The sequence below is a fragment of the Streptomyces sp. cg40 genome (assembly GCF_050320165.1).
Lineage (GTDB): Bacteria > Actinomycetota > Actinomycetes > Streptomycetales > Streptomycetaceae > Streptomyces > Streptomyces hokutonensis.
Genome location: NZ_CP190128.1, coordinates 6,565,148 through 6,580,895 on the forward strand (window position 1 = coordinate 6,565,148; position 15,748 = coordinate 6,580,895).

Annotated in this window: 14 protein-coding genes and 2 pseudogenes; 8 read left to right on the top strand and 8 right to left on the bottom strand. The window is 68.6% G+C overall.

Features of this window, described 5'->3' with window-relative positions; all coding sequences use genetic code 11:
• Positions 1–113: 113 nt before the first annotated feature.
• From ACQHII_RS29480 to ACQHII_RS29500, 5 genes are read right to left on the bottom strand one after another with little or no spacing between them, the layout of a single operon-like run.
• A complete protein-coding gene (locus ACQHII_RS29480; RefSeq protein WP_427922108.1) occupies positions 114–1,124 on the bottom strand; it encodes a LacI family DNA-binding transcriptional regulator in 1,011 nt (336 codons plus the stop codon).
• On the bottom strand, positions 1,124–3,364 hold the full coding sequence (gene yicI / locus ACQHII_RS29485; protein WP_427922109.1) for an alpha-xylosidase: 2,241 nt from the start codon (positions 3,362–3,364) through the stop codon (positions 1,124–1,126). The genes ACQHII_RS29480 and yicI overlap by 1 nt, the downstream gene beginning before the upstream one ends.
• Positions 3,365–3,379: 15 nt before the next feature.
• Complete coding sequence (locus tag ACQHII_RS29490) at positions 3,380–4,204, bottom strand: carbohydrate ABC transporter permease (protein ID WP_019065982.1); 825 nt, start codon at positions 4,202–4,204, stop codon at positions 3,380–3,382.
• On the bottom strand, positions 4,201–5,160 hold the full coding sequence (locus ACQHII_RS29495) for a carbohydrate ABC transporter permease (protein ID WP_427922110.1): 960 nt from the start codon (positions 5,158–5,160) through the stop codon (positions 4,201–4,203). Before ACQHII_RS29495 ends, ACQHII_RS29490 begins: the two co-directional genes overlap by 4 nt.
• A complete protein-coding gene (locus ACQHII_RS29500) occupies positions 5,157–6,449 on the bottom strand; it encodes an ABC transporter substrate-binding protein (protein WP_427922111.1) in 1,293 nt (430 codons plus the stop codon). Before ACQHII_RS29500 ends, ACQHII_RS29495 begins: the two co-directional genes overlap by 4 nt.
• Before the next feature lie 222 nt (positions 6,450–6,671).
• Between ACQHII_RS29500 and ACQHII_RS29505 the strand changes: the two are divergent.
• The 4 genes and pseudogenes from ACQHII_RS29505 to ACQHII_RS29520 form a co-directional block, all read left to right on the top strand.
• Positions 6,672–6,947: pseudogene (locus ACQHII_RS29505) on the top strand (LysR family transcriptional regulator); the annotation flags it as partial.
• A 399-nt stretch (positions 6,948–7,346) separates the two neighbouring features.
• The gene (locus ACQHII_RS29510; RefSeq protein WP_427922112.1) at positions 7,347–8,186 is read left to right on the top strand and encodes a hypothetical protein; all 840 of its coding nucleotides are present in this window, start codon (positions 7,347–7,349) and stop codon (positions 8,184–8,186) included.
• A gap of 62 nt (positions 8,187–8,248) precedes the next feature.
• Positions 8,249–10,420, top strand: a complete 2,172-nt coding sequence (locus tag ACQHII_RS29515; RefSeq protein ID WP_427922113.1) for a bifunctional polysaccharide deacetylase/glycosyltransferase family 2 protein — start codon at positions 8,249–8,251, stop codon at positions 10,418–10,420.
• Positions 10,417–11,721, top strand: a complete 1,305-nt coding sequence (locus ACQHII_RS29520; RefSeq protein ID WP_427922114.1) for an acyltransferase family protein — start codon at positions 10,417–10,419, stop codon at positions 11,719–11,721. Before ACQHII_RS29515 ends, ACQHII_RS29520 begins: the two co-directional genes overlap by 4 nt.
• A gap of 70 nt (positions 11,722–11,791) precedes the next feature.
• Here ACQHII_RS29520 and ACQHII_RS29525 read toward each other — a convergent pair whose 3' ends face one another.
• On the bottom strand, positions 11,792–12,010 hold the full coding sequence (locus tag ACQHII_RS29525; RefSeq protein WP_427922115.1) for a hypothetical protein: 219 nt from the start codon (positions 12,008–12,010) through the stop codon (positions 11,792–11,794).
• 264 nt (positions 12,011–12,274) lie between these two features.
• Between ACQHII_RS29525 and ACQHII_RS29530 the strand changes: the two genes are divergently transcribed.
• Positions 12,275–12,916, top strand: coding sequence for a hypothetical protein (locus tag ACQHII_RS29530; protein WP_427922116.1), 642 nt, complete (start codon positions 12,275–12,277; stop codon positions 12,914–12,916).
• Positions 12,917–12,953: 37 nt separating this feature from the next.
• Here the strand turns inward: ACQHII_RS29530 and ACQHII_RS29535 are convergent, their stop codons facing one another.
• Both ACQHII_RS29535 and ACQHII_RS29540 read right to left on the bottom strand, forming a co-directional pair.
• On the bottom strand, positions 12,954–13,142 hold the full coding sequence (locus tag ACQHII_RS29535; RefSeq protein ID WP_427922117.1) for a DUF397 domain-containing protein: 189 nt from the start codon (positions 13,140–13,142) through the stop codon (positions 12,954–12,956).
• Positions 13,143–13,154: 12 nt separating this feature from the next.
• Complete coding sequence (locus ACQHII_RS29540; protein WP_427922118.1) at positions 13,155–14,006, bottom strand: helix-turn-helix domain-containing protein; 852 nt, start codon at positions 14,004–14,006, stop codon at positions 13,155–13,157.
• 229 nt (positions 14,007–14,235) lie between these two features.
• Between ACQHII_RS29540 and ACQHII_RS29545 the strand changes: the two genes are divergently transcribed.
• The 3 genes and pseudogenes from ACQHII_RS29545 to ACQHII_RS29555 all read left to right on the top strand — a co-directional run bounded on the left by ACQHII_RS29545 (position 14,236) and on the right by ACQHII_RS29555 (position 15,604).
• Positions 14,236–14,700: an ATP-binding protein gene (locus ACQHII_RS29545; RefSeq protein WP_427922119.1), complete on the top strand. Its 465-nt coding sequence runs from the start codon at positions 14,236–14,238 to the stop codon at positions 14,698–14,700.
• Positions 14,701–14,807: 107 nt separating this feature from the next.
• Positions 14,808–14,924 (top strand): annotated as a pseudogene (locus ACQHII_RS29550) (PQQ-binding-like beta-propeller repeat protein); the annotation flags it as partial.
• Positions 14,925–14,986: 62 nt separating this feature from the next.
• Entirely contained in the window at positions 14,987–15,604 is a 618-nt protein-coding gene (locus ACQHII_RS29555) for a PQQ-binding-like beta-propeller repeat protein (RefSeq protein WP_427922120.1), read from the top strand.
• Positions 15,605–15,748 lie beyond the last annotated feature (144 nt).

Below are 15,748 nucleotides of genomic sequence, written 5' to 3' on the forward strand. Positions count from 1 at the left end.
TGGTTCTGTGGCTTGTCCTGAGGCTTGTCCTGAGGCCTGTTCTGTGACTTCTTCTCTTGCCTTTCATGTCGCGGCTCCTTCAAGTAGGGCCTTGCATGCGGGCGTTGTGAACGTCAGGGCGCGTGGCGCGGTGCCGTGCTCGCGCGTTCCGTCAGCCGGGGTGCGAGCAGCGTCGCGTCGGGCACGGCTCTGCCGCCCAGCTTCCTCATCAGCAACTCGACCGCGCTGGAGCCGAGTTCGGCGGCGGGCAGGGCGACCGAGGTGACCGGGACCCGTACGGACTCGGCGAGTTCGTCGGGGCAGATCGCGGTGACCGACAGATCGCCGGGGACACGCAGACCGAGCTGCTCGAAGGCGTCTACGAGGGGCTCCAGAAGCGGTTCGTTGTGGACGACGACACCGGTCAACGCGGGCTGCTCGCGCAGCAGTTGCTCCGCCACGGCGGCTGCCGCGGCGGGCGCCGGCTCGCAGGGGCGGACGCAGGAGACGAGCCCGTTGCGGTGCGCGGCGGCCGTGAAGCCCTGAACGACCCGCTGGGCGAAGGCGGTTCGGCGGACATACACCTCCGGCGGTGACCCGACGAGGGCGACGACCCGGTGCCCGAGCCCCGCGAGCCGTTCCACGCACAGCTCGCCGGCCGCCCTGAAGTCGAGGTCGATACAGGTCAGCCCGTCGGCCTCGGCGGGGAAACCGATCAGTACGGACGGCCGGTCCAGGGAGCGGAGCAACGGCAGCCGGGGGTCGTCCAGTTGGACGTCCATCACGATCATCGCGTCCACGAGCGCCGAGTCCACGACCCGCCGCAGCCCCTCCTCGCCCTCCTCCTGGGTGAGCAGCAGCACGTCGTGGTCGTGGCGGCGGGCCGTGGTCACCACCGACATCGCGAACCGCATGACCACCGGGACGTGGATGCCGGTGCGTAAGGGGATGACGAGGGCCAGCACGTTCGACCGGCTGCTGGCCAGGGCGCGGGCACCCGCGTGCGGCCGGTAGCCCAGCTCCCGGATGGACGCCTCCACGCGCTGCCGGGTCTCCTCGGAGATCGGGCGCTTGCCGCTCAGCGCGTACGACACGGTGCTGGGGGAGACCCCGGCGTGCCGGGCCACATCGGTGATCTTCACCATCAGGCCAGCTCCAGGGTCAGGAATCCGCTGCCCGACTTCGACCGCTCCCCGGCGGCCAGCGCCCACACCACCGACGGGTCACCGCACGACGCCCGGAGCGTGTCCCCTTCCCGTACGACGGTGAAGGTCACGTCGCCGACCGGCACCGTCACCTGCGCGCCCCGCTCCAGGCCGTACGCCCGCAGGGTGACCCCGTCGGCGAACTCGTAGTCGGGCCGGTCGGACACCGCGCCGACCGGGATCACCGCGCCCGGCCGGACCAGGAGCGGCACGCTGTCGAAGCCGTGCTGCTCGCGCACCCAGCGCGGTCCGGTGACCGTACGGCCGGTGAGGTAGTGGGTCCAGATGCCCTCGGGGACGTAGTACGAGACGTCGCCGTCGTCGCTGAACACGGGCGCGACCAGCAGATCGCTGCCGAGCATGTACTGCCGTTCCAGATGCGCGCACCCCGGGTCGTCCGGGAACTCCAGCACCATTGCCCGCATCATCGGCACGCCCTCGGCGGAGGCGGTGCGCGCGGTCTCGTAGAGGTACGGCATGAGGCTCAGCTTCAGGCGGGTGAACTGCCGTAGTACGTCGACGGATTCCTCGTCGAAGAGCCATGGGACCCGGTACGAGGAGCTGCCGTGCAGACGGCTGTGGGAGGACAACAGGCCGAAGGCCAGCCAGCGTTTGAAGAGGGCGGGGGTCGGGGTGCCCTCGAAGCCGCCGATGTCGTGGCTCCAGTAGCCGAAGCCCGACAGGCCGAGGGAGAGCCCGCCGCGCAGCGACTCGGCCATCGACTCGTAGGTCGCCTCGCAGTCGCCGCCCCAGTGAACGGGGTACTTCTGACTGCCTGTTGTGGCCGAGCGGGCGAAGACGACTGCCTCGCCCTCGCCCCGGTGCTTGCGCAGGACGTCGAAGACCGTGCGGTTGTAGAGGTAGGTGTAGTAGTTGTGCATCCGCTCGGGGTCCGCGCCGTCCGCGTAGGCCACGTCGACCGGGACGCGCTCGCCGAAGTCGGTCTTGAAGCAGTCGACGCCCTGCGCGAGGAGCGCCTCCAGCTTGCCGGCGTACCAGTCGCGGGCGGCCGGGCTGGTGAAGTCGACCAGGGCCATGCCCGGTTGCCACAGGTCCCACTGCCAGACACTGCCGTCCGGCCGGCACAGCAGATGCCCGAGCGCCTTGCCCTCGGCGAAGAGCGGTGAGCGCTGCGCGATGTACGGGTTGATCCAGACGCAGATGTGCAGCCCGCGGTCCTTCAGCCGGGCGAGCATGCCCTCCGGGTCGGGGAAGACCCGCGGATCCCACTGGAAGTCGCACCAGTTGAACTCGCGCATCCAGAAACAGTCGAAGTGGAAGACGGACAGCGGGAGTTCACGCTCCCGCATGCCCTCGATGAACGACGTCACCGTCTCCTCGTCGTAGGAGGTGGTGAACGACGTCGACAGCCACAGCCCGAACGACCAGGCGGGCGGCAGCGCCGGGCGGCCGGTGAGGGCGGAGTACTTGCGGAGGATGTCCTTGGGGGTCGGGCCGTAGATGACGTAGTACGTCAACTGCTGGCTCTCCACGCTGAATTGGACCCGTGAGACCGCCTCCGAGCCGACCTCGAAGGACACCCGGCCGGGGTGGTCGACGAACACGCCGTAGCCCGCGTCGGTGAGGTAGAAGGGGACGTTCTTGTAGGCCTGTTCGGTGGCGGTGCCGCCGTCGGCGTTCCACATGTCGACGACCTGGCCGTTCTTGACGAGCGGGCCGAAGCGTTCGCCGAGTCCGTAGACGGATGTGCCGACTCCCAGGCCGAGTTGCTCGCGCAGGTAGTGGGCGCCGGTCGCGTCCCGCATGATGCCCATGCCCTTGGGGCCGCTGCCGGTGAGGACCCGGCCGTGCGCGAGGAAGTCGACGTGCCAGGGCCCGGTGCGCGCCACCTGGACCGACAGCGCGCCGGAGGTGAGAGTCGCGTGCTCGTCGTCGTAGGACGTGTGGACCGCGAAGTCCTCGGTCCGCACGTCGAATTGGGGACCGCGTGGCTGTTCGCCCTCGAAGTGGGTGAAGGTGACGCCGATGACGTCGGGCATCGGGGCGTGGGCGCTGATCGTCACGACCGGTCCCTTCAGCAGGTCGCCGCGGTGGCGGATGGGCACGGTCGGCGCGTGGATCTCCAACGCGCCGTCCGGGGCGGTGACATCGAGGACTTCGACCGGGTGGGCGGCGGTGACGCCCTCGCGCAGCAGCCAGTAGCCGTCGGTGAACTTCATGTGGGGGTCCCCTTACTACTTGACGGCACCTACGGCGATGCCGCGCGTGAGGGTCCGCTGGAAGACGAGGAAGAAGACGATGGCGGGCAACACACCCAGCAGGGCAGCCGCGTTGGTCATCGTGGCGTCCATCAGGCGCTGGCCCTGGAGGACCCCGAGGGCCACCGACACGGTCTGGTTGTCGTTGGAGATCAGCATGACCAGGGGGAGCAGGAACTCGTTCCAGGTCCAGATGAAGAAGAAGACCAGGAGCACGCCGATCGTGGGGCGGCTGACCGGGACCACGATCCGCCACAGCACCTGCCACTTGTTGGCGCCGTCGATCCGGGCCGCCTCGATGATCTCGCGGGGGAACTGGCCGAGCACGGACGAGAGGAGATACGTGCCGAACGCCGCCTGGATCACGGTGAAGACGATGACGACGCTCAACCTCGTGTCGTACAGGCCGACTTGCTTGCTCAGGTAGTAGATCGGGTAGACCAGCGCCTCCTGCGGCAGCATGTTGGCGAGGACGAAGAAGGCCAGGACCCACGTGCGGCCCCGGATACGGCCGATGCCGATCGCGTAGGCGTTGAGGACCGAGAGCACTGCGGCGAGGACGGCCACCGAGCCGCTGATCAGAACGGAGTTGAAGAGTTTCTGGCCGTAGTCGACGCGCTGCCAGAAGTCCTTGAGGCCGTCGAGGTAGAGGCCCTTGGGGAGGCTGAGGGGGCCGTGTTCGGAGTACTCGGCCGGTGACTTCACGGCGTTGATCAGGACGATCAGGAACGGGACGACCATGAAGAGGGCGGCGATGCACAGGGCGATGAGCACCGGGTAGCGGCGCAGGGCGGTCGTCATGCGCGGTCACCTTCCTCCGCGCGGGTCTGGAGTTTGAGGAAGGCGAGGGAGAGCACCAGGATGATCACGGTCAGCACCGTGGAGATCGCGGCGCCGTAGCCGACCTGGGTCTTCTCGAAGAACGTGGTGAAGGAGAAGTACGAGGGCACGTCGGTCGCGCCGCCCGGGCCGCCCTTCGTGAGGACGTACACCGCGCCGAACACCTTGAGCGCGGCGATCGTGCACCAGGTGAGGACGACGTAGATCTCGGGGCGGATCTGCGGCAGCGTGATGTGCCAGAAGCGGCGCCACCAGCCGGCGCCGTCCAGCTCGGCGGCCTCGTAGAGCTGGGGGTCGACGCGTTGCAGCCCGGCCATGAACACCACGAGCGGGAAGCCGAGCTGGACCCAGACCATGACGCCCATGACGCTGTAGAGCGCGATGTCCGGGTCGCCCAGCCAGTCCTGCTGCCAGGAGCCCAACCCCACTGCTTTGAGAAGGGTGTTGAGGGTGCCGTTGTCGGGGGCGAGAATCCAGCTCCAGACGATGCCGGCGACCGCGATCGGGAGCACCTGCGGGAGGTAGAAGCAGGCGCGGAGGACCGAGGCGATACGGCTGCCGAAGTGCTTGCCGATGTAGTCGAACAGGGCGGCGGCCAGGACGAGTCCGACGATCGTCGGTACGGCGGCCATCGCCACGACCATGAACAGGCTGTGCCGGAAGGACGCCCAGAACTCCGAATCGTCCAGCAGGTCACGGTAGTTGGCGAGACCGGTCCACTTGGGGTCGCCGATGCCCTGCCAACTGGTGAAGCTCACGGCCGTGTTCATCAGGAACGGGACGACGATCACGGCGAGCGCGGCGAGGGCGCCGGGGAGCAGGAACAGGGCGTACGAGTTGCGGGGGCGAGGGCGGTGCGGGCCGGTGGTGTGATGCCTGGTGCCGGCCCGCGCGCCCTTCTCGACGGTGACCGTCATGTCGACGGAACGCCCTTGTCGTACGCCTTCTGGAGGTTGCTGAGATAGGCGTCCGGTTTCTCGCTGTTGGTGATCAGCTTCTGGGTCTCGGAGACGAGGACGTCGTAGAAGCCGGGGACCGGCCAGTCCGGGTAGAAGGCCAGGCCGTCGCGGGCCGTGAGGGTGTTGAAGTTGGCGATGAGTTCCTTGGACTTGGGGTCTGTGATCGCCGAGGTGTCGGCCGCGACCGGGATGCCGCCCTTGTTGCCCATCAGGTTCTGGATCTTCTTCGACAGGGTGATGTCGATGAAGTCGTAGGCGAGTTGCTTGTTCTTGGCGCCCTTGGGGACGACCCAGATGTTGCCGCCGGAGCCGAGGGTGAGGTTCGAACCGGGCCAAAGGGTCGTGTCCCAGTCGAACTTGGCCTCCGTCTGGAAGCGGCCGTACCACCAGCTGCCGGAGAACAGGATCGGCGCCTTGCCCTGGATCCAGGAGACACCGGCGTCCTCGGCCTTGGTGGAGCTGGAGGTCTTGGCGATGTAGCCCTTCTTCACCCAGTCGGCGAAGGTGGTCGCCGCGTAGGTCCAGGCGGGGTCGTGGAAGTCCGTCTTGCCCTTGTACAGCTCGTACTTGTCGACCCAGGCGCGGTCGGCCTTCGACAGCGCGAGCTGGTAGAGGTACTGCTGGGCCGGGTACTCGGCGCCCGCGTTGGCGAGCGGGGTGACGCCCTTCGCCACGAACTGGTCCATGGCGGCGGTGAGTTCGTCGAACGTCTTCGGCTCAGCGATCTTGTACTTCTTGAAGAGGTCCTTGTTGTAGTAGACCATCGTGTACTCGCCGTAGTCGGTGACGCCGTACCACTTGCCGGAGCCCATCACTCCGTTGGTGTCGTACAGATCGGTAGTGCCGACGCTGGTGGGGATCTTCTTGTCCCAGCCCCGCTTCGTCGCCTCGGCGGTGAGGTCGGTGAGCAGGCCCTGCTTGGACAGCAGACCGGCGGTTGCGTTGCCCTTGTTGTACTCCATGACGTCCGGTGCGTCGGACGAATTGAGGACCATCGGAGCCGTCTTCTGGATCTGCTCGAACCCCTTCTCCTCGAACTTCACCTTCACGCCCGGATGTTGGGCCTCGAACTCCTTGATGGCCTCGTTCCAGGCCACGCCCATCGCACTGTCGGGGCCCTCGTAGTGCCAGAGCTTCAGGGTCTTGCCGTCCGAGCTACCGCTGTCCGAGTTGCCGCAGGACGTGAGGAGCAGGGCTCCTGTCACGATCACCGCAGCCGTCATCGTTCGCTTTCGGGTCGTCAACATCCAGGGCCTCCGGGGGAGTCGGATGGGTGTCGAAGCGCTTCGATGGAGGAACGTATGTAGGCGGTGGTGATGCGTCAATGGGGTAGGCGGAGATTGGCGCAAGCGATTCGACGAACGGTTGCGCGCCGTGGGTGAGGCCGGGGTCGCCCATCCGGTGGTTCCGCCCTCCGTCATTTGTTCGCCGGGCGTGACACGGACGTTGCGGGGTCGCACTGATGGCCGATAAAGGAAGAGGAATTCGAACTGGTGATGGGCCGGACGCGGAACCCGATTCTCGCTGTAGTGGGCTTTCCGGCCATGCGGCGGACCGTGCTGCGGCCCCTGGTGAAGCCGGTGCCCTTGTCCCCCGTGTCGCTCGTGTGGCGAAAGGGGCTGGTGCACCCGGGATTCGACGCGCTTCGACGGGCCGCGGTGGAGATCGGTACCGCCGAGGGGTGGCTTCATCGGCCCGCCGATGGATGGATTCCGGCCATGGACGTGGACATGCTAAAGACGTAGAAATTACGCATCCCGCCACATGTGGAGTCTCAGTACGCTACGTTCGGGCCTGAGCACGGTGTGATACAGGGGGCGCCAGAGCCGGTGGGGGATCGGTTCGACGGCGTGTGCTCGGGGTCGTTTGCGCCCTCGGAACAGTTCGTTGGGGGGATGTGCGTGCGCATGGAAAAGTGGCGAGAAGACACCCAACCGGAATGGCCCCAAGCCGCATCCGCGACCAGAGACGTACCGGTCGTAGGCGGAGAGGCCCAGGCGTTCCCGGAGACCGGAGCGGTCGGAACGGCTGGAGGGTCGGAGGTCCTCGAGGGTGGTCGGCACGGCCGTCACGGCGGGCGTGCCGGTCATGCCGGCCGGATACGGAACGAGCAGTCGGGGCCGCCGGGGTCGTCCTGGCCCGTCGTGCCGAAGAAAGTACGCAAGGGACCGGCAGGCCCGCTCGCCGGTCCGCCCATCGGTCCGTCCGGTGCCCTGGCCGATCCCTGGGGCGCGCCCGCGGCGAACGACCCCGACGAGGTGACCGTCCAACTCGACGGCCCTGCCGAGGAGTTGGGAAGCGATCCGGGTGCGAAGGCCGCCGGTCAGGACGGATCCGACGGACCCGTCTTCGTCGACGAGTCCGGCCGCCGCAGCCGTAGGTACCGCCGGATCGGCATGGCCGTCGGCATCGCCTGCGCCGTCTACGCCGTCGTCATCGTCGCCACGCTGCTGTCCGGCAGCTCGGACGCGCCGTGGCTCCCGGTGCCGGGGCAGAAGGACGACCCGCCCGCGAGCAAGGTCGACACCTCGCCGCTGCCCGCCGAGTCGGGCCGGCCGTCCGGTGGCGGCGGCAGCGTGGCGCCGGGGAACATCCCGACGGCGAGCGACGGTACGACACCGTCGCCGGGTGCCAGTGCGAGCGCGAGCGGCGCGTCCAAGGCCCCCGGCAGCAAGGCGAGTACGTCCGCGTCGCCCAAGCCGTCCACGAGCAGGACGTCGTCGGCGCCGGTCGGCGGGACCGTGACCAATCCGGTCGTACAGCCCTCGCATCCGCAGGAGACCCCGTCGTCCGGCCCGAGCACGCCGACGGGCGGTACGAGTTCCCCGGCGCAGCCGCCGACGCCGACCCCGACCCCGACGGCGGGCACCGGCACGGTCGCCGACGCCCCGAACTCGCCGTCGCCCGTGGCACAGGGACCGGCCGCGCCCTCCGAACCGGCCCCGGCACCGGCCCCGTCCACGACCCCGGAGCACATCGTCTGATGGCATCGCACAACCGCCGCCCCGCAGCCACGAACACGGCCCCGGGCGGCCGTCACGGAGGCATGCCCAAAGCGGCCCGCGGCTCCCGGCGGCGGCGCCTCTCCATGCGGTTCCTACTGCCGATGCTGCTCCTCGTCGCGATGCTGGCGATGCTGATGCTGCGCGGCTACGTGCACAGCGAGATCCTCGCCGACCACCGCATCCGCCCCGAGGCGGCGACCGACAAGGTGCCGGAGAAGATCCTCGACGGCGGCCCGGTCATCGACACCCGCAGCGGCCGTACGACGAGTCTGGACGTGCCGGACCGCGACATCGTCCTCACGTTCGACGACGGCCCCGACCCGACCTGGACGCCCAAGGTCCTGGACGTGCTGAAGAAGCATCACGCGCACGGCGTCTTCTTCGTCACCGGCACCATGACCTCGCGCTACCCGGAGCTGGTCAAACGCATCGTGGACGAGGGCAACGAGGTCGGCGTGCACACCTTCAGCCACCCCGACCTCTCCTTCCAGTCCAAGAAGCGCATCGACTGGGAGCTGTCGCAGACCCAGCTCGCGATCACCGGCGCGGCCGGCATCCGGACCTCGCTGTTCCGGCCGCCGTACTCGTCCTCCGCCGACGCGATGGACAACCTGTCCTGGCCGGTGACCGAGTACATCGGCACCCGCGGCTACATCACCGCCGTCAACAACACGGACAGCGAGGACTGGCAGAAGCCCGGCGTCGCGAAGATCATCAGCAACGCCACCCCGCGCGCGGGCAAGGGCGCGATCGTCCTCATGCACGACTCCGGCGGCGACCGCCACCAGACCGTGCAGGCGCTGGACAGGTTCCTGCCGGAGATGCAGGCCAAGGGCTACACGTTCGACAACCTCACCGAGGCCCTCGGCGCGCCCAGCGCGCTCACCCCGGTGACCGGCCTGGACCTGTGGAAGGGCAAGGCGTGGATCTTCCTGGTCCAGGCCTCGGACAACATCACCGACATTCTGGTGGTCGGCCTGGCGATCACCGGCTCCCTCGTCATCGCCCGCTTCGCGCTGATGCTCCTGCTCTCCGTGCTCCACGCCCGCCGGGTGCGCCGCAAGGACTTCGCCTGGGGACCGCCGGTCACCGAACCGGTCACGGTCCTCGTCCCGGCCTACAACGAGGCCAAGTGCATTGAGAACACGGTCCGTTCACTGATGGCGAGCGAGCATCCCGTCGAGGTGATCGTCGTCGACGACGGCTCGGCGGACGGCACGGCGAGAATCGTGGAGGCGATGGACCTCCCGAACGTCCGGGTCGTACGCCAGCACAACGCGGGCAAACCGGCCGCCCTCAACCGCGGCCTGGCGAACGCCAGTCACGACCTCGTCGTGATGATGGACGGCGACACGGTCTTCGAACCGGCCACCGTACGGGAGCTGGTCCAGCCCTTCGGAGACCCGCGCGTGGGCGCGGTGGCGGGCAACGCGAAGGTGGGCAACCGGGATTCGCTGATCGGCGCCTGGCAGCACATCGAGTACGTGATGGGCTTCAACCTCGACCGCCGGATGTACGACGTCCTGCGCTGCATGCCGACGATCCCGGGCGCCGTGGGGGCCTTCAGGAGAAGCGCGCTGGAGCGGGTCGGCGGCATGAGCGACGACACGCTCGCCGAGGACACCGACATCACGATGGCGATCCACCGCGACGGCTGGCGCGTCGTCTACGCCGAACAGGCCCGAGCCTGGACCGAGGCACCCGAGACGGTCCAACAGCTCTGGTCCCAGCGCTACCGCTGGTCCTACGGCACGATGCAGGCGATCTGGAAACACCGGGGCGCGCTGCTCGACCGCGGCCCGTCCGGCCGCTTCGGCCGCGTAGGTCTCCCACTGGTCGCCCTCTTCATGGTCGTCGCCCCCATCCTGGCCCCGCTGATCGACGTGTTCCTGCTCTACGGCCTGGTGTTCGGCCCGACGGAGAAGACGTTCCTGGCCTGGCTGGGCGTCCTCGCCATCCAGGCGTTCTGCGCGGCGTACGCGTTCCGCCTGGACCGCGAACGCATGACGCACCTCGTCTCGCTCCCTCTCCAGCAGATCCTCTACCGCCAACTCATGTACGTCGTACTGCTCCAGTCCTGGATCACCGCACTCACCGGAGGCCGCCTGCGCTGGCAGAAGCTGCGGCGCACCGGAGTCGTGGAGGCACCCGGCGGTCCGGTACCGACCCAGCGCAGCCGCAGTGGCAGTGACGACCGGAGGCCGGTGGCATGACACACGGACACGGATACACGGCGGGGACGGGTACGGGCCCCGAGTCGACGCCGGCCTACGGGATTCCCCAACAGCGCCAACAGGAACCGGAGTTGGCGCCGGAGTTGGCGCCGGGGCCGGATCCGGCGAAGGTGAAGCCCAAGCCGGGCGGCGGCGGCCGGGACCGCTATCTCGACCTCCTCCGCTCGATCGCCCTCGTCCGGGTGGTCGTCTACCACCTCTTCGGCTGGGCCTGGCTGTCGGTCCTCTTCCCGTCCATGGGCGTGATGTTCGCGCTGGCGGGTTCCCTGATGGCCCGCTCCCTGAACCGTCCCGCGCTGGGCGTCATCAAGGGTCGGCTACGGCGACTGCTGCCCCCGCTCTGGGCGTTCAGCGCGGTGGTGCTGGTGCTGATGTTCACGATGGGCTGGAACCCGCTCAAGGACCCCGACCTGGGCGGCACTTGGTGGGGAGCGGCGAAGGTATTCGACTACCTCGTGCCGTTCGGCGCACCGCCGTACCCCGAGCATCTGGGCTCCGAATCGGGCCTGTTGGAGAGCACGTGGGCGGACCAGGCGGCCGGCCCGCTCTGGTACCTGCGGGCGTATCTGTGGTTCGTGATCGCGTCACCGCTGCTGCTGTGGGCGTTCCGGCGGGTTCCGTGGGCGACGCTGCTGGCACCCTTGCTGCTGACGGCGGTCGTAGGCACAGGCCTTGTCACCATCCCCGGTGAGACGGGCAACGCGGTCTCCGACTTCGCGGTGTACGGCGGCTGTTGGGTCCTGGGCTTCGCCCACCACGAGGGGAAGCTGAAGGAGGTCCCGCGCTACCTCGCGGTGTCGGGCGCGACCGTGATCATGGGCTTCGGCCTGTGGTGGGCGTCGGGTCATCTGGGCCCGGACGGCTGGGACTTGAACGACATCCCGCTGGCACAGGCGACGTGGTCCTTCGGCATCGTCGTCATCCTGCTCCAGTACGCCCCGTCCTGGCAGGAGTTGCCGGGCCGCCTGGCCCGCTGGGACAAGCTGGTGACCCTCTCCAACAACCGCGCGGTCACGATCTACCTGTGGCACAACCTCCTCATCATGGCCACGGTCCCGATCATCGACCAGCTCTACAACCTGCCCTTCATGGAGAGCGACAGCGCGACCGCCCTCCTCGACAAGGCGGACACGTTCCTGATGTTCCTGCTGATCTGGCCCCTGATCGCGGTGGCGATTCTCGCGTTCGGGTGGATCGAGGACATTGCGGCGAAGCGGGGGCCGAGGTTGTGGCCGAACGGGGTCGGTGGTGGGAAGAGGAATCGGCGGCGGGCGACTTGAGGGCGCGTGACGTGTCGCGGCCCAAGGGGTGTGATCGAGCGAGGTGGTCGGCACTTGGGCGCGACACCCGTCACGGCTGAGGGGGTCCGGCTGACGGGACGCGTTGTCTGCGCAGGAGGAGGCCTGCGGGCTGCCCCAGGGCGAGGGCCAGGCCGAGGAGGACGAGGGGGATCTGCAGGATCTGCTGGATCACCGGGGGCCCGGGCTTGTCTCCCCGCCTGAGCGGGGCCCGTCCCTGCGGATCGACGGTCACCGTGTAAGTGCCGCCCACCTCCCACTTCCAGCGCATGAGCCCGTTCTCCTCGACCGGAGCCAGCGGTGGGCCGTGTTGCCGATGTCCAAGTACCAGCACCCGCCAAGCCACGGCTGTCCGCCCTGTGCCTGCTTCCTGCGCGCTCACCCTCACCCACCCCTGCTCTCGACGAAACCGCCGGCCTGGTGGTGCACGCGTTCCAATGTGTGGATTGTTGAACGATCCTTCAATAGGATGCCTCAACAATCCATCGTCTGCTTCGCGGACGCGGAACGGCAACCAATCGGAGGGCTTCAGGAGATGAGCCGGTATCAGTTCGAACAGGTCGACGACCTCGGGCGGATCCTGTTCTGCGACGACCCCGCGCTACAGCTCGAGTGCGTGCTGGGGGGCCTGGAGACCGCGGAAGGCACCGTCACCCTCCATCCCGCGCAGACACCCCGCATGCCCACCGCCCTCTTCGAGTTCAGGCATGCCCGGGGCGTGGGCTGCTTCGGGTACGTCGTGCCGAAGGGAGCCCCGCTCGACGAGATACCCGAGGAACCGCAGATCGAAGGCGCCGTCCTGTTCGGCATGAGGCGCCTGCCGCCCGAGGTCTACTGCGACCTGCCCTGGATCCTCGGATGGGAGCTGCACGAGATACCCGATGAACAGCCAAAACTGGAGCAGCGCTACGGATACGCCTACTCCCGGCTGGAACTGCGGACGCCCGACGGTGAGATCTACTCCCGGACCTGGGTCCCGCACGACCCCGAGTGGACGGCCGCCGCCCGGCGTCACGGCTACGTCGTGTGCCTGTGCGGCGTGGAACTGGGGATCCGCGCGCCGTACGCGATGACCGACGCCCAGCACACGCCGCTCATGCGCCACGAGGCCTTCCGTCGCGGATGCGCGCTGGGTCTGACCGTCGGGGGGCTCGTCGCCTACGTCGACCACCGCTGACGCGCGACTCCGAGCCGGCACGCTTCGAGGCTGTTTGTCAGGAGTCGTAAGTGGGCTTCTGGAGGGCGCGTATCAGGTGCCGTAGGCCTTCGGTGGTTGTGGTGAGGATGGTGTCGGGGGTGTCGCTTTCGCGGAGGCGGATCGTGTTGGGGGCCGGGGTGGTGATGTAGACGCAGTTGGAGGCGTCGGGGCTGTAAGTGGACTTCTGCCAGACGTGGTTGGGCATCGTTCGACTCTCTCAGATGTCTTGGCTGATGCGGTGGATGAGGTCGCGAGACGCTTCGGGCTTCAAGGCGTTCTCCTCCATCCGGTCGATGACGTGTCGGTACTTGTCCAACTGCGAAGCGGCGTCGAGGAATTCACACCCGTGGTGGGCGTCCAACTGGACGGTGTCGAGCTGGGGGACCGCACCCATGAGGTAGTCGATGGGTTGTCCCGTGCCGGGGAATGAGCCCTTCCCGAAGGGGATGATCCGCACGGTGACGTGGTCCAGTTCGCTCATGTCCAGCAGGTGGTGGAGTTGGCCACGGACCGTGGCAGGGCCGCCGTATCCCATGTGCAGCGCGGCCTCGTGGATCACCGCCGTGTAAGGGGGCGGAGTTTCGCGGTACAGGATGCCCTGTCGTTTGACGCGATGGCTCACCCGGTGCTCGATCTCGTACTGCCGCAGGGGCGGCACCGCCTCTTTGAAGAGGGCCCGGGCGTGATCAGTGGTCTGCAACAGAGCGGGGATGTGGACGACCAGTCCCACGCGTAGCGCGGTCGCGTAGTGCTCCAGTTCGGCGAGATCGACCAGGCCGACGGGCAGGTTGTCGCGGTACTCCTCCCACCACCCGCGTGAGCGCCGGCCTGTCATCTCGGCCAGGGCGTCGATCAGTTGGTCGTCGAAGCAGTCGTACGAGCGCGTCATGCTGCGGACGCGGTCGGCGCTGAGGGCGCTGCGGCCGGTCTCGATCATGCTCACCCGTCCCTGGTTGACGCCCAGGCGTGCGGCGGCCTGCGTGACGTTGAGCCCGGCGCGTTCGCGGAGTTTGCGCAGCTCGGCACCGAGTCGCCGTTGACGCAGGGTGGGGTTGTTGGTGGGCGGCACAGCACCTCCGCTTCGGGCCGCGACGCGGCCCTCGTGTAGCTCACACGAGGTAATTACAGGTACATCTCTCAAGTTCGGGAGATTTATCTCCCGTGGGGTCCTACTGTAGAACCCGTACCGCCCAACTGCCCCGCCCATAAGCCGGAAGCGCACCGAACCCTCAGCGCTGCCACCGCCCGGCGCAGCCGTTGAGCGAACCCGAGTCCTTCACCCCCTCCCGGAGCCGGCCATGGTCACCGTATCCCCGCCCGCCACCTGGGCGTACACCCTCCGCCTACCCCATGACCCCCGAGCCGCACGCGTCGCACGTATGACCGTACGGGCCGCCCTCGACGGGCACGGGATGTCCGAACTCCTGGGCGTGGTCGAGCTGTTGACGTCCGAACTTGTAACCAACGCATACCGGCACACGCGCGGCCCCGCCTCACTCCGTCTCACCGCCCTCGGGGACGGGCGGCTGCGGGTCGGTGTCTGGGACTCGAACCCGCACGTTCCCGCACCTTTCGACAGGCGGTCCGTCGAGCGGCTCCCGCCTGCCCCGCTCGACGCCGACAATGGACGCGGCCTTCACCTCGTACAGGCGTACGCCACCTCCTGGGGCGGCTGGCCGATCGGGGACGGTGGGCCGCTCGACAACGGTGCGGGAAAACTGCTGTGGTTCGAGATCGCCCGCACCCCTTCCCCAGAACTGTGACACTTCCATGTGGAGCGTCACACTTTTTCACCTCACCCCCGCATGCTGACCCGGCGGGGACCCGGGGGGGACAAGTGGCCGACGACAGAGTGCCGTTGACCGTCGCGGTGGACGAGGAACGGCGGCTGTGGACCTTGCGGGCCGAGGGCGGCGGAGTGGGGCATCCGGTCGTGGTGGGTGGCACGGTGTACGTGGCCGTGCCGGGCGAGCGGGTCGCCGCGCTCGATGCCGCCAGCGGCAGGTGCGCTGGTGCGGCGACGAGGTCGGGGAGGTGCGGCCGTGGAGCGTGGCCGTCGCCGGTGCCGTGGTCGCCGTTCCCGTACGGCGGGATGCGGAGCGCGACGCGGTCACCGCACTGGACGCGGCCACCGGCAGGGCGCGCTGGATCCGCCGCGCGAGTGTCCTGTGCGTGGTCGCCGCGGTAGGCGACTCGACCTTCGTCGTGTGGAGCGACCGGTACGGGAAGCGCGGATCGGTCGCCGGCGTCGACGCGCTCACCGGCGAGACCTTGTGGGAGCACGAGTGCGAGGGGATCGAGGGGCTCCTGGTGAGGGGGGAGCTGGTGATTCTGGGCGATGGCCGCTTCCGGGCGCTGCACGGCCGTAGCGGCGACGAGATCTGGAGCGGAGGGGACGGGGAACCGGTCGGCCGGGCCGGAGCTGTCGAGGACGCGGCCGTCTTCCTTTCCTGGCGCGGCGAGCCCTACGGGCCCAAGAGCCTTGTCGTAGGAGCCTCGGACACCGGCGAGCAACTCGCCGCGACCCGGTTCCCCACGGAAGCCCAGGGGTACATCGGAGGACACCCCGAACTCGTCGACGGCGGGCGCGCGTTGTTCCACCGGCCCGCCGGGCGCAGGGTCCGCCTGCTGGGGTACGCGGGCCGCAGAGGTCGACCCACGGGGTGACCTGCTGCGGTTGAGGCTGCGGGCCCCGTACAGGATGACCGTGCGGGAGCCGGACGACCTCACTGCCGGTTCAGGGCCCGGAGCTGGAACGGCAAGGAGACCCGCCTGTACTGCGCCGACGTGGAGACCGGCCGGCGCCGGCTG